The following is a 25,876-nucleotide window of genomic DNA, read 5'->3' on the forward strand; positions in this document are numbered from 1 at the left end:
TGACGCAGCGCATCCGACCAGAACCACACCTGAGGAAGTGCACATCATGACCGCTATCGTCGACATCATCGGCCGCGAAATTCTCGACAGCCGCGGCAATCCCACGGTCGAGGTCGATGTGGTGCTGGAAGACGGTGCGGTGGGCCGCGCCGCGGTGCCGTCGGGCGCCTCCACCGGGGCGCATGAGGCCGTCGAGCTGCGCGACGGCGACAAGGCGCGCTATCTCGGCAAGGGCGTGCAGAAGGCGATCGGCGCCGTCAACGGCGAGATATTCGAGGCGCTCAGCGACCACGCGGTCGAGGACCAGGTCCGGATCGACCAGATCATGATCGAGCTCGACGGCACGCCGAACAAGAGCCGGCTTGGTGCCAACGCCATCCTCGGCGTCTCGCTCGCCTGCGCCAAGGCGGCCGCCGAATCCTTCGACATGCCGCTCTATCGTTATGTCGGCGGCACCTCGGCGCGGACCTTGCCAGTGCCGATGATGAACATCATCAATGGCGGCGTGCATGCCGACAACCCGATCGACTTCCAGGAATTCATGATCCTGCCGGTCGGCGTGGAAACCTTCGCCGACGCGCTGCGCTGCGGCTCGGAAATCTTCCACACGCTGCGCGGCGAATTGAAGAAGGCCGGCCACAACACCAATGTCGGCGACGAGGGCGGCTTCGCGCCGAACCTGCCGACCGCGGACGCTGCGCTGGATTTCATCGTCAATGCGATCGGCAAGGCCGGCTACAAGGCCGGCGATGACGTCATGCTCGGGCTCGACTGCGCCTCCACCGAATTCTTCAAGGACGGCAAGTACGTCTATGGCGGCGAGAACAAGACGCGCTCGCGCTCCGAGCAGGCGAAATATCTCGCCGATCTGGTTTCGCGCTATCCGATCGTCACCATCGAGGACGGCATGTCCGAAGACGACATGGAGGGCTGGAAGGAGCTGACCGATCTGATCGGCGGCAAGTGCCAGCTCGTCGGCGACGATCTCTTCGTCACCAATGTGACGCGGCTTGCCGACGGCATCAAGAATGGTCGCGCCAACTCGATCCTGATCAAGGTGAACCAGATCGGCACGCTCACGGAGACGCTTGCCGCGATCGAGATGGCGAACAAGGCCGCGTACACCTCGGTGATGTCGCACCGTTCCGGCGAGACGGAAGACTCCACCATCGCCGATCTCGCGGTCGCTACAAATTGCGGACAGATCAAGACCGGCTCGCTGGCGCGCTCCGACCGGACCGCGAAGTACAATCAGCTCTTGCGCATCGAGCAGCAGCTCGGCAAGCAGGCGAAGTACGCGGGCAGGGCGGCCTTCAAGGCGTTGGCATAGCGCTCGTCGCGTCGAATACGCGCCCGATCACGGACGCGGGTCTGTTCCCGCGAGTCTGTTCCAATATCGGAACTCCTCGCGCGACGAAATCACCGTCGCGCGAGCCGAATTCGAATTTTGCAGGCGTTTCCTACGAAAGCGCTCAAGCTGTTTAAGACGAACGTAATTGCTTCGCGGCAAACCCATCCGAGCAACGATGGAGTTTTCGCGTGGCGACTTTGTTCGACATCCAAGGTTTCGGTGCGCTCTCCGAGTGGGGTGGACAGCTCTCGGCCGCATCGGCAAGGCAGGCGTTTCAATCCATCGCGTCGATTGGCTCAAACTCCATTTTGCTCTCGACGCGGATCTGGACTGACAACGGGGCCAGCAGTTCGGTTTTCCCGGTATCCGGCAAGACGGAAGGCGATCAGAGTCTGCTCGCGGGCTTTCAGGCAGCGCGTGACGCGGGACTCTCCATCGTGTTCCGGCCCTCGCTTTCCCCCCTTGATGGAACTCGTGTATCGAGCCTTGCGCCGAGCGACGTCGGTGCCTTCTTCGCTTCCTACAAGGCGGAGGTCGTCCACCTCGCGACCATCGCGCAAGCTGGCGGGGTCGATACATTTGTGATTGGCAACGAGATGAGTAGCCTCACGGGCCCGCAATACCGCGCCTATTGGGTCGACATCATCTCCGCCGTTCGCCTGGTGTTTCACGGCGAGATAACCTACGCGGCCGCGACCGACGAAGCATCGCATGTCAGCTTCTGGGACCAACTCGACGTCATCGGTGTCAACACCTATCCGCCGCTGACGTCGAGCACGACGCCGACAGTGGACGATCTCGTTCACGCTTGGAACGAGGTGCCGACCAATCCGTATTTCGCCGCCGCGTTCGACTACAAATCACCGGTCGATTTCCTCCATTCGCTCGCGCTGCAATATGACAAGCCGGTTCTGATGACCGAAGCCGGCTATCGCAGCATCGAGGGCACCGCGATCGCTCCGGGGTCCTGGGCCTCCGGCGGGGATCCGGATCCGGCCGCGCAGGCCGACGCCTACAACGCGTTCTTCCAGGTCTGGGCCTCACAAGGCGGAAGCTGGCTCAAGGGTGTCGAGCTCTGGCAGTGGGACCTCAGCAATCAATATTCGGCCGCGGGCTATTCCGTGATGGGGAAGCCCTCGGCTTCCATCGTCTCGCAATATTTTCATGACCAGGGTTTTATTCCCGATCTCACCGTCACCGGAACGCCTGCCGCCGACATTATCGACCTCGGTCGCGGCAGCGACAACATCAATGCCGCACTCGGCAATGACGTGATCCATGGTGGGGCAGGGAACGACATTATTGTCGGCGGTCCGACCACGATTGCGCCGTCGCAGACCACGACGCTTACCATGACGGGTTATGGCTCGATGGTGGCGGGTGTCGGCGCGCAGGTGCGGGTCTGGGTCAATGGCCAACTCGTGTCCGGCATTTTCGAGTTCAAGCCGGCGGCGGACGCATCCGGCTACCAGACTTTTTCCGTCACCTTCAACAATCCGGGCACCGTCCACAGCCTCGACATCGAACTCGTGAATTCGACGCCGGGGCGAGCCCTGCACCTGAAGAACGTCTCGATCAACGGCATCGCCGTCAGCCCGAGCGATGCCACCAATGCCAGCGCGCCGGGAACGTTCGATCTCTACGTACGCATGATCCACTTCGATACCACCAACCACCAGGACTGGTTCCTCGGCGGCACCACCGATAACGATGTGATCGATGGGGGCGCCGGCAATGATTACATCAGCGGGGGCGCTGGCAACGACGTCGTCGACGGTGGTGAGGGCCTGGATACCGCGCTGTTCTCCGGCAAGAGGTCGGACTACGACATCGCCGTCTCCGGCAACACGATCACGGTCAACGACCATGTCGCCGACCGCGACGGCGCCGATCGTCTGACCAACGTCGAGTACCTGAAATTTGCCGACACCACGGTCGTCACCAGCACGATGCTGGCAGCCCTGGCCGGCGTGCAGGAAACGCGGACGCTCGATGTCACGGGGTCGCAGACCACCGAGACCATCCGTCACACCGACGGTTCGCGCGATATCTTTATTTCGGGCGTTGCCGACAAGGACTACGCCTCGCAGCATGTCGTGACCGACACGTCGGGCCACAGCATCCTGATCGAGCAGTTCCGCACTGATGGATCGCTGCTCTTGACACAAAGCATCGACATGAACGGCGTCAGGACGCTGGATCGGTACGATGCCAGCATGCACCTTGTCGAGGAGACGGTGACGCAGACCGATGGGGCCTACCAACAGTCGACCTACGCGGCGGACGGCAGCCTGGCCGCGGAGATCTTGCGTCATGCCGACGGCTCACGTGATGTCTTCAATTTCAATTTCGTCGACAAGCCCTATGCGTCGCAGCATGTTCTTAGTGACGCCGCCGGCCACAGCCTTTTGGTGGAACAGTTCCGTGACGACGGCTCGCTTTGGCTGAAGCAGATGGTGGATGCCGCGGGCGTCAAGACGCTCGATCTCTATGACACTGCCGGGCACGTGACCCTGCAAACGGTGACTCAGACCGACGGCAGCTACGTCCAGTCGAACTATGACCCCGACGGCGGGCTGACGGTGCAGACCACGCGGCACGCCGACGGCACCCGCGAGGTCGATACCTACCAAATCCAGAGCCAGGCTTATTCGGCCAAGCATGACCTTCTCGACACCGCGGGGCACCGGCTCGCGACCACCTACGACAACAACGACGGCTCGCACACGATGTCCGCTGCCGTGCCAGGCGTCACCCTGGCCTCGACCGCCGGCAAGGATATCATGAACAGCGCCGGTGGCGACACCTTCGTCTTCAAGGAAGCCTCGGGTCACGACGTCATCAACCATTTCAGAGCGGGCGAGGGGCCCGGCCACGATGTCCTGCAGATCGATTCCTCGGTCGCCAGCGACGTCTCGCACCTCGCAGTCCACCTTGTTGGGCACGACACCGTCATCGATCTCGGCCATGACGCCTCGATCACGCTGACCGGCGTCACGGCACCGCTCACGCAGCATGATCTCCTGATCGTCTGACAGACGCCTCTTTCGGGCCCTTGTTTGTTGCGGCCGCCCCGCCTAACTGAAGGCGGCCGGACAACAGGCAAGGGAGGGCTACGATGGCATCCGACGGCAAGACTGGGCTTCAGCTTCGTTCGTTGATCAAGAAGAGCGGCGAGCTGGAAATTTCGCTTGTAGAGGTGCCAATCCCCGAACCCGGCCCGGACGAGATCGTGGTCCGCGTCGAGGCCGCGCCGATCAATCCGTCCGACCTCGGGCTCCTGATCGGCCCTGCCGACCCCTCGACCGCCAAGGCTTCCGGTACCAAGGAATTTCCGGTTATCTCCGCCAAGGTGCCGCAAGCGGCGCTTGGCGGGCTTGCGGCGCGGCTCGACCAGTCGATGCCGGTCGGCAACGAAGGCGCCGGCGTCGTCGTGAAGACCGGATCGTCTGACGCGGCGAAGGCGCTGCTCGGCAAGACGGTCGCGCTGCTCGGCGGCGCGATGTATGCGCAATATCGGCTGGCGCGGGCGAAGGACGTGCTGGTGCTGCCCGAGGGCACCACGGCTGCGGAAGGCGCCTCCTGCTTCGTCAATCCGCTGACGGCGCTCGGCATGACCGAGACCATGCGGCGCGAGGGCCACAAGGCGCTGGTGCATACCGCGGCCGCCTCCAATCTCGGCCAGATGCTGAACAAGATCTGCCTCAAGGACGGCATTCCCCTGGTCAACATCGTGCGCAACAAGGCGCAGGCCGACATCCTGCACAAGATCGGCGCCAAGTACGTCGTCGATTCCTCCGCGCCGACATTTATCGACGATCTCACCAATGCGCTGGTCGAGACCGGCGCCACCATCGCCTTCGATGCGATCGGCGGCGGCAAGCTCGCCGGCCAGATCCTCAATGCGATGGAAGTCGCGATCAACAAGACCGCCAAGGAATACAGCCGCTACGGCTCGGCCGTGCACAAGCAGGTCTATGTCTATGGCAGCCTCGACACCGGACCGGTCGAATTGCCGCGCGGCTTCGGCATGGCGTGGGGCGTCGGTGGCTGGCTCCTGACCTATTTCCTGCAGAAGCTGCCGCCGGCGGAATTCGCAAGGTTGCGTCAGCGTGTGGTCGACGAACTCAAAACGACCTTTGCAAGCCACTACACGCAGGTGGTGTCGCTGCCGGAAGCGCTGTCGCTTTCCAACATCGCCATCTATGCCAAGCGCGCAACCGGCGAGAAATTCCTGATCAATCCGAATAAGTAGCGTCGTAGCCCGGGTGAAGCGCCAGCGTAACCCGGGACCTTCCTAGACGTTGATGCAGATGCCCCGGGTTGCGGGTTCCGCTCCACCCGGGCTACGGGCGCCACATTTCCCGCCAGGCTCATTTCCGCGAACGCTGTGTTTCTGCAATTGCATGTTCCATGCACTTGCATTCTTTTCGGCGTGGCGGCTTAAGTCCCCCGTCGAACTCCTCGATCAAAGGAAAACCAAATGGCCTACACCGTCGTCACCATCGCAGGCAGCCTGCGCAAGGAGAGCTTCTCGCTGAAGATCGCTCGCGCGCTTGCCAAGCTTGCGCCGTCCTCGCTGAAGCTCGACGTCATCACGCCAGCCGGCATTTCCTTCTTCAACCAGGACCTGGAGGCCAACCCTCCGGCCGACTGGCTGGCGTTCCGGGAGAAGCTGCAGCAGTCGAACGGCATCCTGTTCGTGACGCCGGAATACAATCGCTCGATCCCGGGCGTGCTGAAGAACGCCATTGATGTCGGCTCGCGCCCCTATGGCAAGAGCTCGTTCAACGGCAAGCCGGTCGGCATCGTCAGCAATTCGCCGGGGCCGCTCGGCGGCGTGTTGGCCGCCAAGCACCTGCAGAACATTCTTCCGGGGATTACGGGGCCGATCCTGCAGCAGCCGGAGATCTATCTGAATGCGATCGGCGACGCCTTCGACGCCAATGGCGAGGTCACCAAGGACGCGCTGCGGCAGGTGCTGCAGCAGTACATCGACGCGTTCGCGGCCCACGTTGAAAAGCACAACAAGTGATTTCGTTTTAGGACTCCATTAACCGCGGCGTCCCAAGCTGCGGCATGGTCTCCCGCACGCGCCTCAAGTCGATCCTGACCGGGCTCGCCCTCTACACGATGGCGGCCCTGATGATCGGCTATTTCGGCGTCAATGCCTATACCGGCAAATACGGCCTGAACGCGCGGCAGGAGCTCGACCAGGAGATCATCGCGCTGACCTCCGAGTTGCAGCGGCTGAAGAAGGAGCGCGCTGAGGGCGAGAAGCGTGTCGCGTTGCTCCGGTCCGAGAGCCTCGACCCCGACATGCTGGATGAGCGCGCCCGCTACCAGCTCGATTACGCCAGCCCGCGCGACCTGGTGCGGATCGGCAGGCCGAACTAGGTCATTTTTCGGTTCTGATTGAATCAGAACCGAAGCTCTAGATTCTTGTTTTGACGCGTTTTCTTTACGCGAACCGGCGTCGACCCTCGGATCAAGTCCGAGGGCATGCTTCGCTTGAAAACGCTCTAATTGTCGAGTCGTCCCAACTGCCGTAAGGTGAAAGCGTTTCGAGCGCAGTAGCCCCCGTTGGGGCAAAAAGAACGCATCAAACGCCGGCGAGCCCCGCGATGGCGGTCCAGCTCCTACCGTGACTGACTTTGACGAAGGTCAAGCAAGCCATGGTCCGCAGGCCCTATATTATTGGGTTAAGGGAGGAGTATCAGCGGGATGAAGGAGCTCAAGCTCGCTCATCATGCGGCCCGTGTCGAGGCCGCGATCGAATCCGGCCAGGCCGCGCGATCCGCGCTGGTGGCGTCATGGCGACGGTCTTCCCGATTGCATCAGCTTGATCCCGCCGGCACACGGCCGCCGCAACGGCTGACCGAGGCTGAGTTCCAACAGGCGCGGGAGCGCATCGCGCCGCTATTGCGCGCGGCGCAAGCCAGCATGGATCGGCTGTACCAGGCGGTGGGCGCCGCCGGCTGTTGCGTGCTGCTCGCCAATCACGATGGTATTCCGCTGGAACGGCGCGGGCATGCGGCTGATGATTCCACCTTCGAGGAGTGGGGCTTGTGGACGGGGGCGATCTGGAACGAGGAGCATGAGGGTACCAATGGGATCGGCACCTGCCTGATCGAGCAGCGCGTCCTGACCATTGACCGCGAACAGCATTTCTTCACCCGCAACACGCTGCTGAGCTGCACCGCAGCCCCGATCTATGACGAGCATGCAAGGCTCGTCGGCGTGCTCGATGTGTCCTCGTGCCGTGCCGACCGCACTGATGCCTTTGCCAGCCTGATCGCGCTCGCGGCGGGCGAAGCGGCGCGGCGGATCGAGGCCGAGCTGTTCCGCAACGCCTTTGCGAATGCCCGGATCGTGCTGACGCCGCCGACCGAGGCCCATGGCGGCGGCTTGCTCGCGATCGACAGCGACGACCTCGTGATCGGCGCCACGCGTTCGGCGCGGCTCGCCCTGGGTATCCCGCCCGACCGCGCCCTCCGGCCGGTTCCGGCCGCCGACCTGCTCGATGGCCGGGCAGGGCGCTGCGAGCACCTCGGCGACGCGCAGCGTGCGGCCCTGCAGCGGGCGCTGGCGCGGGCACAGGGCAATGTCTCGGCCGCGGCGAAGGCGCTCGGCGTCAGCCGCGCCACCTTGCACCGCAAGCTGAAGCGCTTCGACCTCAAGGGGCATTAAGGCGGAACCGCGCGATTCGGCGCTGGCGGCGGACGCTGTGTGGAACACGGGATGATTGGCCGTGTGGCGCTCGACGGGCTGTGATCAGGTTGATAAGCCCCTCTCCGCAAGGAGAGTTTGAGTCGGGACATGACCGTTGCAATCGAGATGGGGCACACGACAGCCGGCGCCCCGGCTGTTCTGGATCTCGAGGAATTGCTGGCGACCCGCCTCTTGGTGCAGGGCAATTCAGGCTCCGGCAAATCCCATCTGCTGCGTCGGCTGCTCGAACAGAGTGCCGCCTGGGTGCAGCAGGCCATCATCGACCCCGAAGGCGACTTCGTGACGCTGGCCGATCGTTTCGGTCACCTCGTGATCGATGCCGAGGACCATACCGAGCGCGGCCTGCAGGTTGCCGGCGAGCGGGCGCGCATCCATCGCGTCTCCACGGTACTCAATCTGGAGGGACTGGACGCAGAGAACCAGATGCGCCGCGCCGCCGCCTTCCTCGGCGGACTGTTCGACGTCGAGCGCGACCATTGGTACCCGATGCTTGTGGTGGTGGATGAGGCGCAGCTCTTCGCGCCGGCGATCGCCGGGGAAGTGTCGGACGAAGCGCGCAAGCTCTCGCTCGGCGCCATGACCAACCTCATGTGCCGTGGCCGCAAACGTGGGCTTGCGGGGATCATCGCGACCCAGCGACTTGCGAAGCTCGCCAAGAACGTCGCGGCCGAGGCCTCCAATTTCCTCATGGGCCGGACTTTCCTTGATATCGACATGGCGCGTGCCGCCGATCTTCTCGGCATGGAGCGGCGGCAGGCGGAGGCCTTCCGGGACCTGGAGCGCGGACAATTCATGGCGCTGGGTCCGGCACTGTCCCGCCGTCCGCTAGGGCTGCGCATTGGCGCGACGGATACCCACGCGCGCAATGCGACGCCGCGCCTGCTGCCGCTGCCGGAAGCGACGCTGGAAGATGCGCGCGCCGTGATCCTCGCAGCGCCGCCGCCCGAGGCTGGCCGGCCGCAGCGCCGGCCGGCGCCGGATCTTCTCGAGCAACTCAGGGCGGCGAAGTCCGCGGTCCCGGATATCAGCCCCGAGGCGATCGAGCTGCCAATCAGCGACGAGGAGCTGGCCGAGCGGCGCGAGCAGATGGACCGGATCCTGAGCGCGGTCCTGGCAGAGCCCGATGCGGGCTTCCGCGCCATCGGCGTGCTCTATCAGGAGTTCGTGGTCCGCTGCCGGATCGAGGGTCTCGGTTCGGCCGTGCCGGACCTGAATGACTTCCGCCGCATGCTGACGCGCGCCCGCGCCGGGCTCGGCTCCGATCTGGTCGAGGATGACGCATGGCAGGATGTCTCGCTTCGCGCCTCCATTTTGCCGGAGGACATGCAGGGCGTCTTCATGATGATCGCTCGCGCGGCGAAGGAGGGCTGGCCGTGCCCCAGCGATGCAGCGATCGCGCGCGCCTATGGCTCACACTCGCTCCGCCGCGCCCAGCGTCTGCTGACCTATATCGAGGATCAGGGCCTGATCGTCTGCCAGCTTGACGGTGCAGGTCGGCGGATCGTGACGCTCGTCGAACTGGCCTGGGCGACCGCCCCAGGCGACCCGAATGCCGAGGAACTGCCGGCGGAGCAAAGCTGCAGCACTGCGTCGCTGTGATGCGACGGTCGGGCAGGGCTTTCTTGTCGGCCCCCTACCTGATAGTGTGAAGCTATGAGGCTCGATTGGCGACTGCCTTTGAAGGCGGGATACGCTGTTGATTGCGGTTGGGCCTAACCGTCGTACCCGGAATCGGCAGTATCGATTGAAACGGTGAAACTCGTTCGCTGCGAGTAACCTATGGGCAACGTCGGGTTTGCGACACGCGTACCGTTATCGCATGATTTCCACCATCCGGGCATGACCTGGATTCCAGGCGGCACATTCCGGATGGGGACAGACAATTGATGAATGGAAGCATCCTTACGCGCTCTCCTTACTGCCTGTCGAACGATGCAAGGTGTAGCGGATTTGATGCCAGTCATGCCTTCGGTCGACCAACTCGGTCGTATCATCGCCACTGTCGCAGCTCCGGCGTTCCTTCTTGGAGCCGTCGCCGCCTTTATCTCTGTGCTCGTTTCCCGGATCAACCGGATCATCGATCGCGCGCAGTTTATTCACGGCATTCCTGACGATGATTCCTCCAAATCATTCCTCAAGGCTGATTTGCCTCGCCTCAAACGGCGGGCCGCGCTTCTGAACAGGGCGCTGTTCTGCGCTGTTGTCTCGGGAATTCTCACGGCGCTCATCATCATTGTCGCTTTCGTCAGCGCGATGTTCGATCTGGCGCACGAGTACGGGGTCGCGCTGTTGTTCATCGGCGCGCTCGTCCTGTTTTGCCTGTCTCTGATCGACTTGGCGCGCGAGACGCGAATTTCCCTTCATGACAACGATCTGCGCGGGTAGGCCCAAAGGCCATCCCGTCAACGGCGTTTGCGTAATCGTGGGCTGCGCCGTCATCGCATCACTCGGAGACATATGGTCGCTGCTCCCTTGCGACGCGCAGCTTGACATGCAGTAAAATTACTGCATGTTGATCTCGGTGGACGACGGCCAACTCGACAATGTCTTCAAGGCGCTCGGCGATCCCGTGCGTCGCCGCATCCTTGATCGCCTGGCGAAGCGTCCCGGGCAGTCCTTGTTTGAGATCTGCGCTTCGTCGGTCGCAGAGGATGGCAGAAGCCTGTCGCGACAAACGATCTCGCAGCACCTCGACATGCTGGAGCGGGCTGGGCTGGTCCAGACGCATTGGAGCGGGCGCACCAAGATGCATAGCTTCGACACTGCGCCTCTGCGGAAAGCAGCCGATGCCTGGCTCAACAAGCATCTGAAAAAAGGGAGTGGAACATGAGGATCTATGTCATGAGCGTCTTCGTTGACGATCAGGCCAAAGCCCTGGATTTCTACACGGAGAAGCTGGGCTTCATCGTCAAGCACGACATCCCGCTCGGCGGCGATCATCGCTGGTTGACTGTTGTGTCGAAGGAGGCGCCGGAAGGAACCGAACTCCTGCTTGAGCCGAGTGAGCACCCTGCCGTCGGGCCATACAAATCTGCGCTCGTGAACGATGGGATTCCTGCAGCGTCGTTCAAGGTGGATGATCTCGAAAAGGAATTCGAGCGGTTGCGCCAGCTTGGTGTCGAATTCACGGTACAGCCGATGGATGCTGGCCCCGTCAGAATGGCTGTCTTCGATGATACATGTGGCAATCTCATTCAGCTCGTCGAAATGGTCGACGGAAGGTGAGGGCGGCAACGTCAAGGCGCGGCCTCACATATCGTCTACGGGTCGGAAGCGCCGAAGCCTAGCGCATGTCGTACCCGATCTGTCGTCGGCGGCAGGTGTTCGAGCCGGTTCTGGCGGCGTCGGGCTCCTTTGACGCGCGTGAAATCAAGGAACCCTTCACTACAGCTCCAATGTTACACTCACCCGAGCGCGCGAGACGCATAGCATCAGCCGGTCCTGCCGCTTCGACGTCGGCAACACCTTGTCGCGATGCAGGACAATACCGTCGCGATAGCCACATTCGCAGGAGCCGCAGACGCCCATCTCGCAGGACGACGGCAGCGGGAAATCATGCTCGCGCAGCACATCGAGCAACGACTTGTCCGCAGGCACCAGAATCCGCTGCCCGGTGGACGCCACGGTGGCTTCGAACGGCTCGGGCTTGAAGTTCTCATCCACCGTCATCTGAAAATGTTCGCAGTGAATCTGCTCCTCGGACCATTCCGACAGCGACGACTGCACAGCATCAAGCAGCCGTTGCGGTCCACAGATGTAGACGTGGGTGCTGGGACTGTGCGGACCGATCACCGCCGGATCGAACCGTTCGCCGTGTTTAGAGAACCAGCATTGCAGATCATCGCCGCAGACCTGCACCAGTTCAGCGAGCAGCGGCGCCTCGGACGGCGACCTCGCACAATAGTGGAGCGTAAATGCCTTGCCCCACTGCTTCAGGCTGCGCGCCATCGCTAGCAACGGCGTGATGCCGATCCCGCCCGCGATCAGGACATAGCGTTCGCCGTCAGGCGTTAGAGGAAGATTGTTGCGCGGCGCGGAGATGTGGACCTCGCAGCCCTCCTTCAGTGTCTGGTGCGCCCACACCGAGCCGCCACGGCCGTTCGCCTCCCGTTTGATGGCGATCTCGTAGCGCGCGGTGTCGGCTGGATCGCCACACAGGGAGTATTGCCGCACGCGCCCGTCGGGCAGGCGCATATCCACATGGGCACCCGCGCTCCATTCAGGCAGAGCGGGCCGCAGGGGATGAACGAGCTTCAGGTGAACAACGTCCGGTGTCGAGAAGCTCAGCTTCTCGACACGCAGCTTCATGATCAAACGTGCTGTCATGGGCTTAACAACTCGATCTCGTCGCCTGGGCGGATGATGCCGCCTCGCTCGATGCCACAGTTCAGTCCGGAGCGATTGTAGAGCGGGAGGAAGACCGGCAGACCCAAAAGCTCTTCCAGGTACTTGCACGGAAAGTTCAGCCGCCCGCCGCGCAGGATCACGTCGCCGACGCGAAAGCGCCTCCCGACGAGATGGTTCAGCGGCACGCCCTTCACTGTCAGATTGCGGCGGTGGTCGCGCGGCTCCAGCGCGATCGGCCCCTGCTGCAACGGAGGATCGTTGCGGGAGAGCGCATCCAGCGCTTCCTGCTCAATCAGCGTGACCTCGCGCACGTCGGGCTTCGGCGAATAGGTGCCGAGACCGTTATAGTAACGGTCGCCGACGATTCCCCGCCCGGCCACGCATTCCCCTTCGGCAAGCTCTTCCATCTCGTAGCTGGCGCTTGGCGCGACGTGGATGTGCAGCAGGACGCCGCGCCACTGCGTGGCGCCCCCGTCTTTGGTGATGGCGACCGAACCTGCGGGATGCGCGAACGCCTCGATCATTTTCGGCGGCGGCCGCTCTGGCGAATGCATGTTCACGGCTCATCCTTTCGTGCGTAGCGCAATGGCTTCGACTTCCACCAGCGCATCCTTCGGAAGCCGCGCGACCTCGATGGTCGAGCGCGCCGGAGGCGCATTGCTGAAGAACTCGGCGTAGATCCCGTTCATCACGGCGAAGTCGTCCATGTTCTTCAGGAACACCGTGGTCTTGACGACGCTCTCGAAGGAAGCGCCGCCTGCTTCCAGCACCGCGGACAAATTGGCCAGCGACTGGCGTGTCTGCTGTTCGATGCCCTCCGGAATCGTCCCGCTTACAGGATCGATCGGAAGCTGCCCGGACGCAAACACGAGCTGGTCGGTGCGCATGGCCTGCGAGTACGGACCCGCCGCGGGCGCGGCCTTGTCGGTGCTGACGAGGAATTTGGTAGTCATGTGGTCTTCGCTTTCTTTGTCTGACGTTCGAGTCGGGGTCTATCCCGCGAGAAATTCCTCGCGGTTCATGTTGGCTTTGCGTGCGCGCTGATACTCGATGATGCGCGCGGTTTCGCTGGCGACGGCTTCACCCAGCATGCGCTGGATGATGTGCAGCGTGGTGTCGATGCAGAGCGATACGCCTCCGCCCGTCACCACCGCACCGCTGTCGACGATGGGAGCCTCCTGCACGTCGATCTGCGGATACGCGCCGCGCATCCGCCCGAGCGGCGACACTTCCGGCGGCACGACCGCGCGTTTCGTGGTGGCGGCGATGCCGTCGAGCACGCCGCTGGCCGCGAGGATCATGCCGCCCGTGCACACGGAGGCCACCTGCGTCGAGGCATGGACGCGCCTGACATAGTCGAGCGTTGCCTCCGACGCGGCCTGCTGCTCCCACCCCGGACCGCCGGTCACGATGACGACATCGCACACCGGAGCATTGTCGATGCCGAACTGCGCGATGACGTCGAGACCATTGGACAGGCGGATGATGCCCGCCTTCGGTGCGATGGTGCAGATGCGGATGCGAGGAGCGATCCGGCGTGCCATGGACAGCACGCCGAAGGTTGCGAGATCAATCGGCTCGACGCCGTCGTAGATGAAGATGCCAAACAGCATGGAGCTTTTCCGCTTCAGCCGATAGTTTCATCCTTGGTTTCCCGCGCGGCAAAGGCCGCCCACAGCGTCAGGATGGCGATGCCGATCATCATCACCGAGACGCCCGTGGTGCCGCCGAAGTAACCGACCAGCGCCGTAGCGATGATCGGCGAGAATCCGCCGCCGATGGCGGCCGCCGCCTGGAATCCGAACGAAGCGCCGCTGTAGCGAACCCGCGGCCCGAACAGTTCGGGAAAGTAGCTGGATTCCAGTCCGAACATCATGCCGTGCCCGAAATTCATGGCGATGATGATGGCCAGCGTCACCGTGGCGACGCTCTTGGTTTCCAGCATCCAGAACAGGGGAAACGCGAAAGCGATGGTGAACACTGCGCCGAGCATGAAGAACACGCGGCGACCGATCTTGTCCGACAGCCAGCCGAACAGAGGCAGCGTGATCAGCTCGAACAATGCGGCATACATCACCGCATCGAGCATCATCTGCTTGGGCAGCGCCAGTGTCGTTGTGGCGTACACGACCACGAACACCGTGAGCATATAGACCCAGGACACTTCGGACAGCTTCAGGCCGACGGCGATGAGGAATGTCTTGAAGTTTTTGCCGAGAGCCTCGCCGAACGGGTTCTTCGAGAACGAGTCGGTGGCCTTCATCTTCTCGAAGACCGGCGTCTCCGGAACCCGCGAGCGGATGAACGTACCTAGCGCGAGCAGCAGGACGCTGGCCAGAAACGGAATGCGCCAGCCCCACGCCTGGAAGTCCGCCTCGGGAAGCTTCGTCGCTAGCGCAAACACCAGCGTCGCCAGCACCAGGCCGATGGGAAAACCGATCTGCACGAAGCTGCCGTAGAAGCCGCGCTTGTCGGCGGGCGAATGCTCGATGACCATCAGCGAGGCGCCGCCCCACTCGCCGCCAAGGCCGATGCCTTGAATGATGCGCAGCAGGATCAGGAGGATGGGGGCGAGCACACCGATGGAGGCGTAGTTCGGCAGCAATCCGATGCAGAACGTGCTGAGGCCCATGATGAACATCGTGAGCACGAGCATCGACTTGCGTCCCATCCGGTCGCCAAAGTGCCCGAACAGCGCGCCGCCTAGCGGGCGGGCCACAAAGCCGACGGCGTAAGTGCCGAGCGCGGCAAGCGTTCCCGTCAGCGGATCAATGGTCGGAAAGAACGCCTTATTGAACACGAGCGCCGCAGCGGTCGCATAGATCAGGAAGTCATACCACTCAATGATGGTGCCGACGCTGCTCGCAATCACGATCGATCGCATCTTGGAGCCAGCCGTTCGGGTGTCAGATATGGTCGCAGCAATGCTCATTTCCAACTCCTCAAAAAACCCCGGGAACACATTTCCCGTTTATGAGAGGTTTTTCCAAAGTAGTGGATGCAAGCGGTGTGCCGGAATTCTTCCGCCGAAAACGCTGAGCTTTTTCGCAAGCTCGAATGCTTTGATGAATTTGGAAGCTGCTGGCGCTCAAAAAAGCCCGCAAATTCGGCGCTGCATGCGATTGCGGCAAGGCGCCCGCGACCGCGCGCCGACGCCCATCAATTGACCGAAGTGACTGAAAAAGCGGCTCTGGCCGCAGCATCGGTCACGGCGGATCACGTCGCGGTTAGAAGATTAGTTTCCACTTCAGTGGATCACGATCGTACCTTCGCGGTGTCGATCACGAGGAAATACTCGCACGGCGTCTTGCCGAGATTGAGGAATGAATGGTCGGCATCCGCCTGGAAATAAAGCGAATCCCCCTGATTGAGATTGACGCGCTGATCGCCGATCGAGACCCGCATCCGTCCGCGCAGCACGAAGATGTACTCCTCCACGCCCCGACGATGGGCCACGAAGTTTCCGGTGTCCGCTTCCGGCGGTAGCGTGTTGAGCACCCAGTCGATCCCGCGCCCGGGAAGCACGGGAGAAATACACCGCCGCAGGAAGCCGGATTCCTCGTCCCTCAGGATCGGCTGGCGGGCGGCCGGGATATAAACGATTTCGCGTTCGACCGCGGGCGCCATCAGTTGCGAGAACGTGACGCCCAGCGCTTCCGCCAGCTTGGACAGGATCACGGTGGAGGGAACCGTCTCGCAGCGCTCGATCTTGGAGATCATGGAGCGGCTGACACCGGATGCCTCGGCGAGCTGTTCGAGCGAGAAGTTGTTCTTCTTCCGGAAATGACGAATCTCTTCGGCGAGAACCGAAAGCTGAGAACTGTCACTGGGATCTAAAGTGCTCAAACCGGTAATCCTTTTGATGAGCACTACTCTTACGGATTCAGAGTGGTAAGGGCAATCTGGAGGTTGGATGGGGGCAGTCGCTGTCCTTGTGGTTTATCTGCGCTTCGAGAGAAGTTTCTGGAAGCTCACGCAGCCCTGTCGTCCTCCAGAATGAAACGCGGCGGTCCCTCCGCTGCGAGTGTCGCAAATCTGCGACAGGTCGGTGCCGTGTTCTGATGTCACCCCGCTGACATCCTTGCTTCCGCCCGACATGTTTTTCCTGCCGTCGCGCGGCATGAGCCGGCGATGGTCAGCAATCAAACAATAGCGGGAGTGAAGCATGAACAAGCCTGAATTCCTCACGACATCGACGAACCCGTTCGCGGAGCGGTACGACAATTTCATCGGCGGCAAATGGGTCGCGCCGCGCGCGGGCAAGTATTTCGACAACGCCTCGCCGGTGACCGGCAAGGTGGTCTGCAAGATCGCGCGCTCGGATGCGCAGGACATCGAGCTCGCGCTCGATGCCGCACATGCTGCCAAGGACGCCTGGGGACGCTCCAGCGTCGCGGAGCGGGCCAACATCCTCAACCGGATCGCCGACCGCATGGAGGAGAACCTGGAGCGGCTCGCGATCGCCGAGACCTGGGACAACGGCAAGCCGATCCGCGAGACCCGCGCTGCCGACGTGCCGCTCGCGATCGATCATTTCCGCTACTTCGCCGGCGTCGTGCGCGGGCAGGAGGGGAGCCTCGCCGAGATCGACCACGACACGGTGGCCTATCACTTTCACGAGCCGCTTGGTGTGGTCGGCCAGATCATCCCGTGGAACTTCCCGCTTCTGATGGCGTGCTGGAAGCTGGCGCCTGCGCTGGCCGCCGGCAATTGCGTGGTGTTGAAGCCCGCCGAGCAGACCCCGGCCTCAATCATGGTGTGGATCGAGCTCATTGCCGACCTGCTGCCTGCCGGCGTGCTCAACATCGTCAACGGCTTCGGGTTAGAGGCTGGCAAGCCGCTGGCGTCGAGCCCGCGGATCGCCAAGATCGCCTTCACGGGCGAAACCACGACAGGCCGGCTGATCATGCAGTATGCCAGCCAGAACCTGATCCCGGTCACGCTTGAGCTCGGCGGCAAGTCACCGAACATCTTCTTCAAGGACGTGGCGGCGGAAGATGACGATTTCCTCGACAAGGCGATCGAGGGCTTTGTGATGTTCGCGCTGAACCAGGGCGAGGTCTGCACCTGCCCGAGCCGCGCGTTGGTGCAGGAAGATATCTATGAGCGCTTCATGGAGAAGGCGCTGAAGCGCGTTGCGGCGATCGAGCAGGGCGACCCGCGCAATCCCGCCACCATGATCGGCGCCCAGGCCTCGAACGAGCAGCTCGAGAAGATTCTTTCCTACATCGATATCGGCAACAAGGAAGGGGCCAAGCTCCTGACCGGCGGTGCGCGGGCCATGCTTGGCGGCGATCTCGAAGGCGGCTTCTACGTCCAGCCCACCGTGTTCGAGGGCAACAACCGGATGCGGATCTTCCAGGAGGAGATTTTTGGACCGGTCGTGTCGGTCACCACGTTCAAGACCGATGAGGAGGCGCTCGCCATCGCCAACGACACGCTCTACGGCCTCGGCGCCGGCGTCTGGAGCCGCGATGCCAATCGCTGCTACCGCTTCGGGCGGGCGATCCAGGCCGGCCGCGTCTGGACCAACTGCTACCACGCCTATCCGGCGCACGCGGCGTTCGGCGGCTACAAGCAGTCGGGCATCGGCCGCGAGACCCACAAGATGATGCTCGACCACTACCAGCAGACGAAGAATCTCCTGGTCAGCTACAGCCCCAAGAAGCTCGGCTTCTTCTAATTCCGCGGCGTGATGACGGCGCGAGGTCCGCCCGCGCCGTCATCACGCAATGAAATTCCGAACAAACGCAATCGCTAGCAATATTTTGATTCACGCTGCACTGCGGCATAGCAATTGCTGTGCGACATCACGCAATCCTTCCACGGCCGTTTGAGTTGGGATAGAGAGGGCCAAATCATCCCTCTCATCCGGAAATGCCATGGCCGCACCCAAGAAAAGCGTCACGAAGGACTCAGGGCAGGAGAAGGGGGACGGCTCCCCGCCGGAATTCACCAAGGAGCAGGAACTCAAGGCGCTGCGCGACATGCTGCTGATTCGGCGCTTCGAGGAGAAGGCCGGTCAGCTCTATGGCATGGGCGCGATCGGCGGCTTCTGCCATCTCTATATCGGCCAGGAGGCCGTCGTCGTCGGCATGCAGATGACCCTGAAGAAGGGTGACCAGGTCATAACGGGCTACCGGGACCATGGGCACATGCTGGCCTGCGGCATGGATGCCAAGGGCGTGATGGCCGAGCTGACCGGACGCCGCGGCGGCTATTCCAAGGGCAAGGGCGGCTCCATGCACATGTTCAGCGTGGCCGAGCATTTCTACGGCGGCCACGGCATCGTCGGCGCGCAGGTCTCGCTCGGCACCGGGCTCGCCTTCGCCAACCGTTACCGGGAAAACGATTTCGTGAGCCTGGCCTATTTCGGCGACGGCGCCGCCAACCAGGGCCAGGTCTATGAAAGCTTCAACATGGCTGAGCTGTGGAAGCTGCCGGTAGTCTACATCATCGAGAACAATCGCTATGCCATGGGCACCTCGGTGACGCGCTCCTCGGCGCAGACCGATTTCTCCAAGCGCGGCATCTCCTTCAACATCCCGGGCCGGCAGGTCGACGGCATGGACGTGCGCGCGGTGAAGGCGGCAGGCGAGGAGGCGGTCGCCTGGTGCCGCGCCGGCAAGGGCCCCTATATCCTGGAAATGCAGACCTACCGCTATCGCGGCCACTCGATGTCCGATCCGGCCAAGTACCGGACCCGCGAGGAGGTGGAGAAGGTCCGCCATGACCAAGACCCGATCGAGCAGGTCCGCAACCGTCTGCTCGCTGCCGATGTCAGCGAGCAGGACTTGAAGTCGATCGATGCCGAGGTGCGCGATATCGTCAATGCCGCCGCCGACTTCGCCCAGCACGATCCCGAGCCCGATCCGTCCGAGCTCTACACCGACGTCTACCGCTAAGCGCAGACTGAAAACGAAAGAGTTATCCGGGAGCAGATATGCCCATTCAAGTTCTCATGCCTGCGCTGTCGCCCACGATGGAGAAGGGCAACCTCGCCAAATGGCTGAAAAAGGAAGGCGAGCCGATCAAGTCGGGTGACGTCATCGCCGAGATCGAGACCGACAAAGCCACCATGGAGGTCGAGGCCACCGATGAGGGCACGCTCGGCAAGATCCTGATCCCGGAAGGCACCGCCGACGTCGCCGTCAACACGCCGATCGCGACCATCCTGGCCGACGGCGAAAGCGCCGCCGATCTCGCCAAGGCCGCCAGCCCTGCCAAGCAGGAGAAGGCCGCCGAGTCGGCGCCCCCGGCGCAGGCCAAGGCCGAAGCGCCTGCGCCCAAGGCAGAAGAGAAAGTGCCGGCCGCACCGAAGGCGGTCAGCGAGCCCGAGGCGGAGGTGCCCGCCGGCACCGAGATGATCACCCAGACCATCCGCGAAGCGCTACGCGACGCCATGGCGGAGGAGATGCGGCGCGATCCTGATGTCTTCCTGATCGGCGAAGAGGTCGCCGAATATCAGGGCGCCTACAAGGTGAGCCAAGGACTGCTGCAGGAGTTCGGCGCGCGGCGCGTGATCGATACGCCGATCACCGAGCATGGCTTTGCCGGCATCGGCATCGGCGCGGCGATGGCCGGCCTGAAGCCTATCGTCGAGTTCATGACCTTCAACTTTGCCATGCAGGCGATGGATCAGCTCATCAACTCCGCCGCCAAGACGCTCTATATGTCCGGTGGCCAGATGGGCTGCTCGATCGTGTTCCGCGGGCCGAACGGCGCCGCCGCCCGCGTCGCCGCGCAGCACAGCCAGGACTATTCGTCCTGGTACTCGCACATTCCGGGCCTCAAGGTGGTCGCGCCGTTCTCGGCCGCCGACTACAAGGGCCTGCTCAAGGCCGCTATCCGCGATCCCAATCCGGTGATCTTCCTCGAGAACGAGGTGCTGTACGGCCATTCCGGCGAGGTGCCGAAGCTCGACGACTATATCGTGCCGATCGGCAAGGCGCGGGTCGCGCGGAAGGGCCAGCACGTCACCATCATCTCCTGGTCCAACGGCATGACCTATTCGCTGAAGGCCGCCGACGAGCTCGCCAAGGAAGGCATCGAGGCCGAGGTGGTCGACCTGCGCACGCTGCGGCCGATGGACACCGAGACCATCGTCGAGTCCGTGAAGAAGACCGGCCGTGCGGTGACGGTCGAGGAGGGCTGGCAGCAAAGCGGCGTCGGCGCCGAGGTTGCCGCCCGCATCATGGAGCATGCTTTCGATTATCTGGATGCGCCGGTTACGCGCGTATCCGGCAAGGACGTGCCGATGCCCTACGCAGCCAATCTGGAGAAGATGGCCTTGCCTTCGGTCGCCGAGGTGGTGGAAGCCGCCAAAGCCGTTTGTTACCGGTGACGCATGACGGGCCCGCAGGAACAGCCGCTACCGCCTGACGTGATGGGTCGCGACGACGCGATCGAGGTGCTGCGCGCCTTTGTCGTCGACGGCGGGCTTTCGATCGCCTTCCAGCGCGCCTTCGAGGAGCCGGATATGTGGGGCCTGATGCTGGTCGACATCGCCCGTCATGCCGCACGCGCCTATGCGCGCGAGAGCGAGTACACCGAGGAAGAGGCGCTCGCTCGCATCATCGACATGTTCCAGGCTGAGGTCGCGCGGCCGACCGATCCGGGCAGCACCACGCCGCGATCGAAACAGGGGCATTGATCGTGACCGTCGAGCAATACCACTACGACTTCATGGCGGAGGCGATCCGCGAGGCGGAGATCGGCATTTCCGAGGGCGGATTGCCGATCGGCGCGGTGCTGACGCGCGACAACAAGATCGTCGCGCGCGGCCATAACCGGCGGATGCAGGAGAAGAACGTCATCCTGCACGGCGAGATGTCGTGCCTGCGCGACGCCGGCCTGATCTCGTTCCATGATACGGTCATGTACACGACGCTGTCGCCATGCTCGATGTGCGCCGGTGCGATCGGATTGTTCAAGCTGAAGCTGCTGGTCATCGGGGAGTCCGTGACGTTCCCGGGCAGCAAGGACATCCTGACGCAATTCGGTATCCCTTTCATCGATCTCGCCGACACGAGGTCGATCGACATGATGAAGAACTGGCGCTCGGATCCCGCCAACGAGCGCACCTGGCAGGGCGATATCGGCAATTGAGGCGTCCTCTGCCCATACCGAACCGCCCAAACGATTCCGGCTGGTTTCCTCACGCGACGGAAGCCGCCATGCAAAAGTTAGCTTTGTGAGGTCACCATGCCCATCAACATCCTGATGCCCGCGCTGTCGCCAACCATGGAGAAGGGCAATCTGGCCAAATGGCTCAAGAAGGAGGGCGACAAGGTCAAGTCCGGCGACGTGATCGCGGAGATCGAGACCGACAAGGCGACGATGGAAGTCGAGGCGGTCGACGAGGGCACCATCGCCAAGATCCTGGTGCCTGAAGGCACGCAGGACGTTCCGGTCAACGACGTGATCGCGGTGCTGGCCGGCGACGGCGAGGACGTGAAGGCGGCCGCGAGCGGCGCCGGAGCTGCGCCGCCGAAAGCCGCTGAGGCGCCTGCCGCAAAGCCCGCTCCGGCACCGGCGCCAGCGCCGGCTCCCGCCCAATCAGCGCCGGCACTGAAAGCTGCTGCGCCTGCGGCAGCACCGGCACCAGCGCCGCAAGCCGCAGCGCCGGCGCCCCGGGGCAACGGTCACGCCCGCATCTTCTCGTCACCGCTGGCACGACGCCTTGCCAAGGAAGCCGGCATCGAGCTCGGGCGCATCAACGGCAGCGGCCCGCACGGCCGCATCGTCGCGCGCGACGTCGAGGAGGCGAGGTCCGGCAAGGGCCTGAAGGCGCCGCCGGCCGCGCCCAGCACGACGCCGTCCATCGCGCCGTCGATGTCGGACCAGCAGATCCTCGCGCTGTTCGAGCCGGGTTCGTATGAGATCGTGCCGCATGACGGCATGCGCCGCACCATCGCGCAGCGCCTCACCGCGTCGATCCAGCAGATCCCGCATTTCTATCTGACGATCGACTGCGACATCGGCAAGCTGCTCGTCGCGCGCGAGGAGATCAACGCCGCCGCGCCGAAGGACGCCGACAAGAAGCCGCTCTACAAGCTCTCGGTCAATGACTTCGTCATCAAGGCGATGGCGGTCGCGCTGCAGAAGATACCGAACTGCAATGTGAGCTGGACCGAAGGCGGCATGGTCAAGCACAAGCATTCCGACGTCGGCGTTGCGGTAGCGATGCCGGGCGGCCTGATCACGCCGATCATCCGGAGAGCGGAGACCAAGACGCTGTCGGTCATCTCCGGCGAGATGAAGGACTTCGCCGCCCGAGCCCGCTCGCGGAAATTGAAGCCGGAGGAATATCAGGGCGGCACCACGGCAGTCTCCAACCTCGGCATGTACGGCATCAACCACTTCACCGCCGTGATCAACCCGCCGCATGCGACGATCCTGGCCGTCGGCGCCAGCGAGGAGCGCCCCGTGGTGCGGAACGGCAAGATCGAGATCGCCAGCATCATGAGCGTGACGCTGTCCTGCGACCATCGCGCGATCGACGGCGCGCTCGGCGCCGAGCTGATCGGTGCCTTCAAGCAGCTCATCGAAAACCCCGTCATGATGATGGTGTGATGCGTGACGTCCAACGCATTGCTCTATGGTCCCTATGTTCTCGCAATAGCGCTGGCGATTGCTGCGCTGATCGTCCGTGCGCGTGATCTGGCATCGACCACCCAGTTCCGGATCATGCTGGGCGGCGCCGGGCTGCTTGCGCTTGGATGGACCGGATTCCTGGTTGCTCTGGCTAGATCGGATTTGTGATGGCTGACACTTCCTTCGACGTTATCATCATCGGCGCCGGCCCCGGCGGCTACGTCACCGCGATACGCGCCGCGCAGCTCGGCTTCAAGACCGCTGTGGTGGAGAAGGCCTATCTCGGCGGCATCTGCAACAATTGGGGCTGCATCCCGACCAAGGCGCTGCTGCGCTCGGCGGAAGTCTATCATCTGATGCAGCACGCCAAGGATTACGGCCTGTCGGCGGAGAACATCTCGTTCGATCCCAAGGCGGTGGTGCAGCGCTCGCGCAACGTGGTGAAGCGGCTGAACGATGGCGTCGGCTTCCTGTTCCGCAAGAACAAGGTCACGACGATCTGGGGCGAAGCGACGATCGATGCGCCAGGCAAGCTGACGGTCAAGAAGTCTTCCGTCGAGGCGCCGAAGGGCGCGCTCGGCGAGGGCACCTACCAGGCAAAACACATCATCATCGCGACCGGCGCGCGGCCGCGCGTACTGCCGGGACTCGAGCCCGACAAGAAGCTGGTCTGGACCTATTTCGAAGCGATGATCCCCGACAAGATGCCGAAATCACTGCTTGTGATAGGCTCCGGCGCGATCGGCATCGAGTTCGCCTCGTTCTACCGCACCCTCGGCGCGGAGGTGACGGTCGTCGAAGTGCTGCCGCAGATCCTGCCGGTCGAGGATACCGAAATCGCGAAATTCGCGCACAAGGCGTTCGAGAAGCAGGGCATCAAGATGTTCACCAACACAAAGGTGACAAAGCTCGACAAGAAGAGCGACAGCGTGGTCGCGACCATCGACGACGGCAAGGGCAAGCCGCGGACCATGGAGTTTGACCGCGTGATCTCCGCCGTCGGCGTGGTCGGCAATGTCGAAGGCATCGGGCTGGAGAAGCTCGGCGTGAAGGCCGAGCGCGGCATCATCGCGATCGATGGCTTCTGCCGGACCAACGTCCCCGGCATCTATGCGATCGGCGACGTCGCTGGTCCCCCGATGCTCGCGCACAAGGCCGAGCATGAAGGCATCGTCTGCGTCGAGGCGATCAAGGGCCTGCATCCGCATCCGATGGACAAGAACATGATCCCGGGCTGCACCTATTGCTATCCGCAGGTGGCGTCCGTCGGCATGACCGAGGCCAAGGCCAAGGAAGCCGGACGCGACATTCGTGTCGGCCGCTTCCCGTTCGTCGGCAACGGCAAGGCGATCGCGCTCGGCGAGGACCAGGGTATGGTCAAGGTGATCTTCGACAAGAAGACCGGCCAGCTCCTCGGCGCGCACATGGTCGGCGCTGAGGTCACCGAGCTGATCCAGGGCTATGTGATCGCGATGAACCTCGAGACGACAGAAGAAGAGCTGATGCACACCATCTTCCCGCATCCGACACTGTCGGAGATGATGAAGGAAGCGGTGCTGGACGCCTACGGGCGCGTCCTCAACATGTAACGAGAGGGACGGCGAACCGTGAAAGACAACGACAATCTCACCATCGAACGCCCGACCTTCGTCACCCATCTCGAATGCGCGATGGAGGGGGATCACTATCCCGCCGACCAGGTGCACAACCTCTCCAAGGCCGGCAAGCCGCTCTTGGTGCGCTATGCCCTCGAGGGCGTGAAGAAGGCGCTGAGCAAGGATGCGCTGAAGCAGCGTCCCGCCGACATGTGGCGCTATCGCGAATTGTTGCCGGTGCGCCAATGCAAGGACATCGTCAGCCTCGGCGAGGTGACGACGCCGTTGATCCGGCTGCCGAAACTCGGCGCCAGGCTCGGCGGCGGCGAGATCATCGTCAAGGACGAGGGGCGGCTGCCGACCGGCTCGTTCAAGGCGCGCGGCCTCGTCATGGCGGTGTCGATGGGCAAGGCGCTCGGCATCAAGCACATGGCGATGCCGACCAACGGCAATGCCGGTGCCGCGCTCGCCGCTTACGCCACCGCCTGCGGCATCAAGACCACGATCTTCTGCCCGGCCGACACGCCGGAAGTGAATGTCAGCGAGATCGAGTTGCAGGGCGCGACCGTTTACCGCGTCAACGGCCTGATCGATGATTGCGGCAAGATCGTCGGCGAGGGCAAGGCCAAGGTCGGCTGGTTCGACACGTCGACCTTGAAGGAGCCGTACCGGATCGAGGGCAAGAAGACGATGGGGCTCGAACTCGCCGAACAACTCGGCTGGGACGTGCCCGACGTGATCTTCTATCCGACTGGCGGCGGCACCGGCCTGATCGGCATGTGGAAGGCCTTTGCCGAACTGGAGGCGATCGGCTTCATCGGTAGCAAGCGCCCGCGCATGGTCGCGGTGCAGGCTTCCGGCTGCGCCCCGATGGTGCGTGCTTTTGAAGCAGGCACCGAGCATGCGACGCGCTGGGAAGACGCGCACACCATCGCTTCCGGCATCCGCGTGCCGCAGGCGATCGGAGATTTTTTAATCCTGCGTGCGGTCCGCGAGAGCAAAGGTTTCGCCATTGCGGTCGAAGACGAGAAGATTTCTGCTGCGCTGAGCGAAGTTGCGCGCGAGGAGGGGCTGTTGCTGTGCCCCGAGGGCGCGGCCACTTATGCCGCCTACAAGCAGAGCCTCGCCGACGGACGCGTCATGAAAAACGATCGCGTGATGCTGTTCAATTGCGCCACGGGCCTTAAATATCCGCTGCCGCCGGTCACACGCACGCTCGATCGTTTCAAGCCGATCGACTTCGCGCAATTCTAAG

The 25,876-nt window shown here is 63.1% G+C and carries 25 protein-coding genes; 19 read left to right on the plus strand and 6 right to left on the minus strand.

Annotated features, from left to right (window positions below):
• The first annotated feature begins 46 nt into the window (after nucleotides 1-46).
• The 10 genes from eno to AC5ZG5_RS09220 all read left to right on the plus strand — a co-directional run bounded on the left by eno (nucleotide 47) and on the right by AC5ZG5_RS09220 (nucleotide 11,308).
• A complete protein-coding gene (eno, locus tag AC5ZG5_RS09175; RefSeq protein ID WP_456644384.1) occupies nucleotides 47-1,330 on the plus strand; it encodes a phosphopyruvate hydratase in 1,284 nt (427 codons plus the stop codon).
• A 209-nt stretch (nucleotides 1,331-1,539) separates the two neighbouring features.
• The gene (locus AC5ZG5_RS09180) at nucleotides 1,540-4,386 is read left to right on the plus strand and encodes a glycoside hydrolase family 113 (protein WP_456644383.1); all 2,847 of its coding nucleotides are present in this window, start codon (nucleotides 1,540-1,542) and stop codon (nucleotides 4,384-4,386) included.
• An 83-nt stretch (nucleotides 4,387-4,469) separates the two neighbouring features.
• Nucleotides 4,470-5,606, plus strand: a complete 1,137-nt coding sequence (locus tag AC5ZG5_RS09185) for a zinc-binding dehydrogenase (RefSeq protein ID WP_456644382.1) — start codon at nucleotides 4,470-4,472, stop codon at nucleotides 5,604-5,606.
• Nucleotides 5,607-5,834: 228 nt separating this feature from the next.
• A complete protein-coding gene (locus AC5ZG5_RS09190; protein ID WP_456644381.1) occupies nucleotides 5,835-6,386 on the plus strand; it encodes an NADPH-dependent FMN reductase in 552 nt (183 codons plus the stop codon).
• A 44-nt stretch (nucleotides 6,387-6,430) separates the two neighbouring features.
• Nucleotides 6,431-6,748, plus strand: coding sequence for an FtsB family cell division protein (locus tag AC5ZG5_RS09195; RefSeq protein WP_130230352.1), 318 nt, complete (start codon nucleotides 6,431-6,433; stop codon nucleotides 6,746-6,748).
• A gap of 327 nt (nucleotides 6,749-7,075) precedes the next feature.
• Nucleotides 7,076-8,041 (plus strand): GAF domain-containing protein, encoded by a 966-nt coding sequence (locus tag AC5ZG5_RS09200; RefSeq protein WP_028167536.1) that lies wholly within the window; start codon nucleotides 7,076-7,078, stop codon nucleotides 8,039-8,041.
• 129 nt (nucleotides 8,042-8,170) lie between these two features.
• Nucleotides 8,171-9,682 (plus strand): helicase HerA domain-containing protein, encoded by a 1,512-nt coding sequence (locus AC5ZG5_RS09205; protein WP_456644380.1) that lies wholly within the window; start codon nucleotides 8,171-8,173, stop codon nucleotides 9,680-9,682.
• A 291-nt stretch (nucleotides 9,683-9,973) separates the two neighbouring features.
• On the plus strand, nucleotides 9,974-10,468 hold the full coding sequence (locus tag AC5ZG5_RS09210) for a DUF2721 domain-containing protein (RefSeq protein WP_130229890.1): 495 nt from the start codon (nucleotides 9,974-9,976) through the stop codon (nucleotides 10,466-10,468).
• A gap of 124 nt (nucleotides 10,469-10,592) precedes the next feature.
• Nucleotides 10,593-10,913 (plus strand): ArsR/SmtB family transcription factor, encoded by a 321-nt coding sequence (locus tag AC5ZG5_RS09215; protein ID WP_456644379.1) that lies wholly within the window; start codon nucleotides 10,593-10,595, stop codon nucleotides 10,911-10,913.
• Nucleotides 10,910-11,308 (plus strand): VOC family protein, encoded by a 399-nt coding sequence (locus AC5ZG5_RS09220; protein ID WP_456644378.1) that lies wholly within the window; start codon nucleotides 10,910-10,912, stop codon nucleotides 11,306-11,308. The genes AC5ZG5_RS09215 and AC5ZG5_RS09220 overlap by 4 nt, the downstream gene beginning before the upstream one ends.
• A gap of 159 nt (nucleotides 11,309-11,467) precedes the next feature.
• On the opposite strand, the gene AC5ZG5_RS09225 is transcribed toward AC5ZG5_RS09220, so the two are convergent.
• The 6 genes from AC5ZG5_RS09225 to AC5ZG5_RS09250 all read right to left on the minus strand — a co-directional run bounded on the left by AC5ZG5_RS09225 (nucleotide 11,468) and on the right by AC5ZG5_RS09250 (nucleotide 16,276).
• A complete protein-coding gene (locus AC5ZG5_RS09225; RefSeq protein WP_456644377.1) occupies nucleotides 11,468-12,409 on the minus strand; it encodes a PDR/VanB family oxidoreductase in 942 nt (313 codons plus the stop codon).
• Nucleotides 12,406-12,954: an MOSC domain-containing protein gene (locus tag AC5ZG5_RS09230; protein ID WP_456644376.1), complete on the minus strand. Its 549-nt coding sequence runs from the start codon at nucleotides 12,952-12,954 to the stop codon at nucleotides 12,406-12,408. Before AC5ZG5_RS09230 ends, AC5ZG5_RS09225 begins: the two co-directional genes overlap by 4 nt.
• 39 nt (nucleotides 12,955-12,993) lie before the next feature.
• Nucleotides 12,994-13,383, minus strand: coding sequence for a RidA family protein (locus tag AC5ZG5_RS09235; protein WP_456644375.1), 390 nt, complete (start codon nucleotides 13,381-13,383; stop codon nucleotides 12,994-12,996).
• 39 nt (nucleotides 13,384-13,422) lie between these two features.
• Nucleotides 13,423-14,043 (minus strand): DJ-1/PfpI family protein, encoded by a 621-nt coding sequence (locus AC5ZG5_RS09240; protein WP_456644374.1) that lies wholly within the window; start codon nucleotides 14,041-14,043, stop codon nucleotides 13,423-13,425.
• 14 nt (nucleotides 14,044-14,057) lie between these two features.
• Entirely contained in the window at nucleotides 14,058-15,362 is a 1,305-nt protein-coding gene (locus AC5ZG5_RS09245) for an MFS transporter (RefSeq protein ID WP_130229884.1), read from the minus strand.
• A gap of 323 nt (nucleotides 15,363-15,685) precedes the next feature.
• On the minus strand, nucleotides 15,686-16,276 hold the full coding sequence (locus AC5ZG5_RS09250; RefSeq protein ID WP_245475073.1) for a helix-turn-helix domain-containing protein: 591 nt from the start codon (nucleotides 16,274-16,276) through the stop codon (nucleotides 15,686-15,688).
• 319 nt (nucleotides 16,277-16,595) lie between these two features.
• Here AC5ZG5_RS09250 and adh point away from each other — a divergent pair, with 319 nt between their 5' ends.
• From adh to AC5ZG5_RS09295, 9 genes are all read left to right on the plus strand, one after another.
• Nucleotides 16,596-18,113, plus strand: coding sequence for an aldehyde dehydrogenase (adh, locus tag AC5ZG5_RS09255; protein WP_130229882.1), 1,518 nt, complete (start codon nucleotides 16,596-16,598; stop codon nucleotides 18,111-18,113).
• A gap of 199 nt (nucleotides 18,114-18,312) precedes the next feature.
• On the plus strand, nucleotides 18,313-19,335 hold the full coding sequence (gene pdhA / locus AC5ZG5_RS09260) for a pyruvate dehydrogenase (acetyl-transferring) E1 component subunit alpha (protein WP_028167546.1): 1,023 nt from the start codon (nucleotides 18,313-18,315) through the stop codon (nucleotides 19,333-19,335).
• 38 nt (nucleotides 19,336-19,373) lie between these two features.
• On the plus strand, nucleotides 19,374-20,774 hold the full coding sequence (locus AC5ZG5_RS09265) for a pyruvate dehydrogenase complex E1 component subunit beta (protein ID WP_456644373.1): 1,401 nt from the start codon (nucleotides 19,374-19,376) through the stop codon (nucleotides 20,772-20,774).
• Between the two features lie 3 nt (nucleotides 20,775-20,777).
• Nucleotides 20,778-21,083 carry a DUF5076 domain-containing protein gene (locus AC5ZG5_RS09270; protein WP_028167548.1) on the plus strand — a complete coding sequence of 102 codons (306 nt, stop codon included), beginning with the start codon at nucleotides 20,778-20,780 and terminating at the stop codon, nucleotides 21,081-21,083.
• A gap of 2 nt (nucleotides 21,084-21,085) precedes the next feature.
• A complete protein-coding gene (locus tag AC5ZG5_RS09275; protein WP_028167549.1) occupies nucleotides 21,086-21,538 on the plus strand; it encodes a nucleoside deaminase in 453 nt (150 codons plus the stop codon).
• A 96-nt stretch (nucleotides 21,539-21,634) separates the two neighbouring features.
• Nucleotides 21,635-23,005, plus strand: coding sequence for a pyruvate dehydrogenase complex dihydrolipoamide acetyltransferase (locus AC5ZG5_RS09280; RefSeq protein ID WP_456644372.1), 1,371 nt, complete (start codon nucleotides 21,635-21,637; stop codon nucleotides 23,003-23,005).
• Nucleotides 23,006-23,008: 3 nt separating this feature from the next.
• Nucleotides 23,009-23,194 carry a hypothetical protein gene (locus AC5ZG5_RS09285; RefSeq protein ID WP_028167551.1) on the plus strand — a complete coding sequence of 62 codons (186 nt, stop codon included), beginning with the start codon at nucleotides 23,009-23,011 and terminating at the stop codon, nucleotides 23,192-23,194.
• Nucleotides 23,194-24,615, plus strand: coding sequence for a dihydrolipoyl dehydrogenase (gene lpdA, locus AC5ZG5_RS09290; protein ID WP_456644371.1), 1,422 nt, complete (start codon nucleotides 23,194-23,196; stop codon nucleotides 24,613-24,615). Before AC5ZG5_RS09285 ends, lpdA begins: the two co-directional genes overlap by 1 nt.
• An 18-nt stretch (nucleotides 24,616-24,633) precedes the next feature.
• Complete coding sequence (locus AC5ZG5_RS09295) at nucleotides 24,634-25,875, plus strand: threonine synthase (RefSeq protein ID WP_456644370.1); 1,242 nt, start codon at nucleotides 24,634-24,636, stop codon at nucleotides 25,873-25,875.
• Nucleotide 25,876: the final 1 nt, after the last annotated feature.

It is taken from the genome of Bradyrhizobium sp. Ses1 (assembly GCF_059512365.1).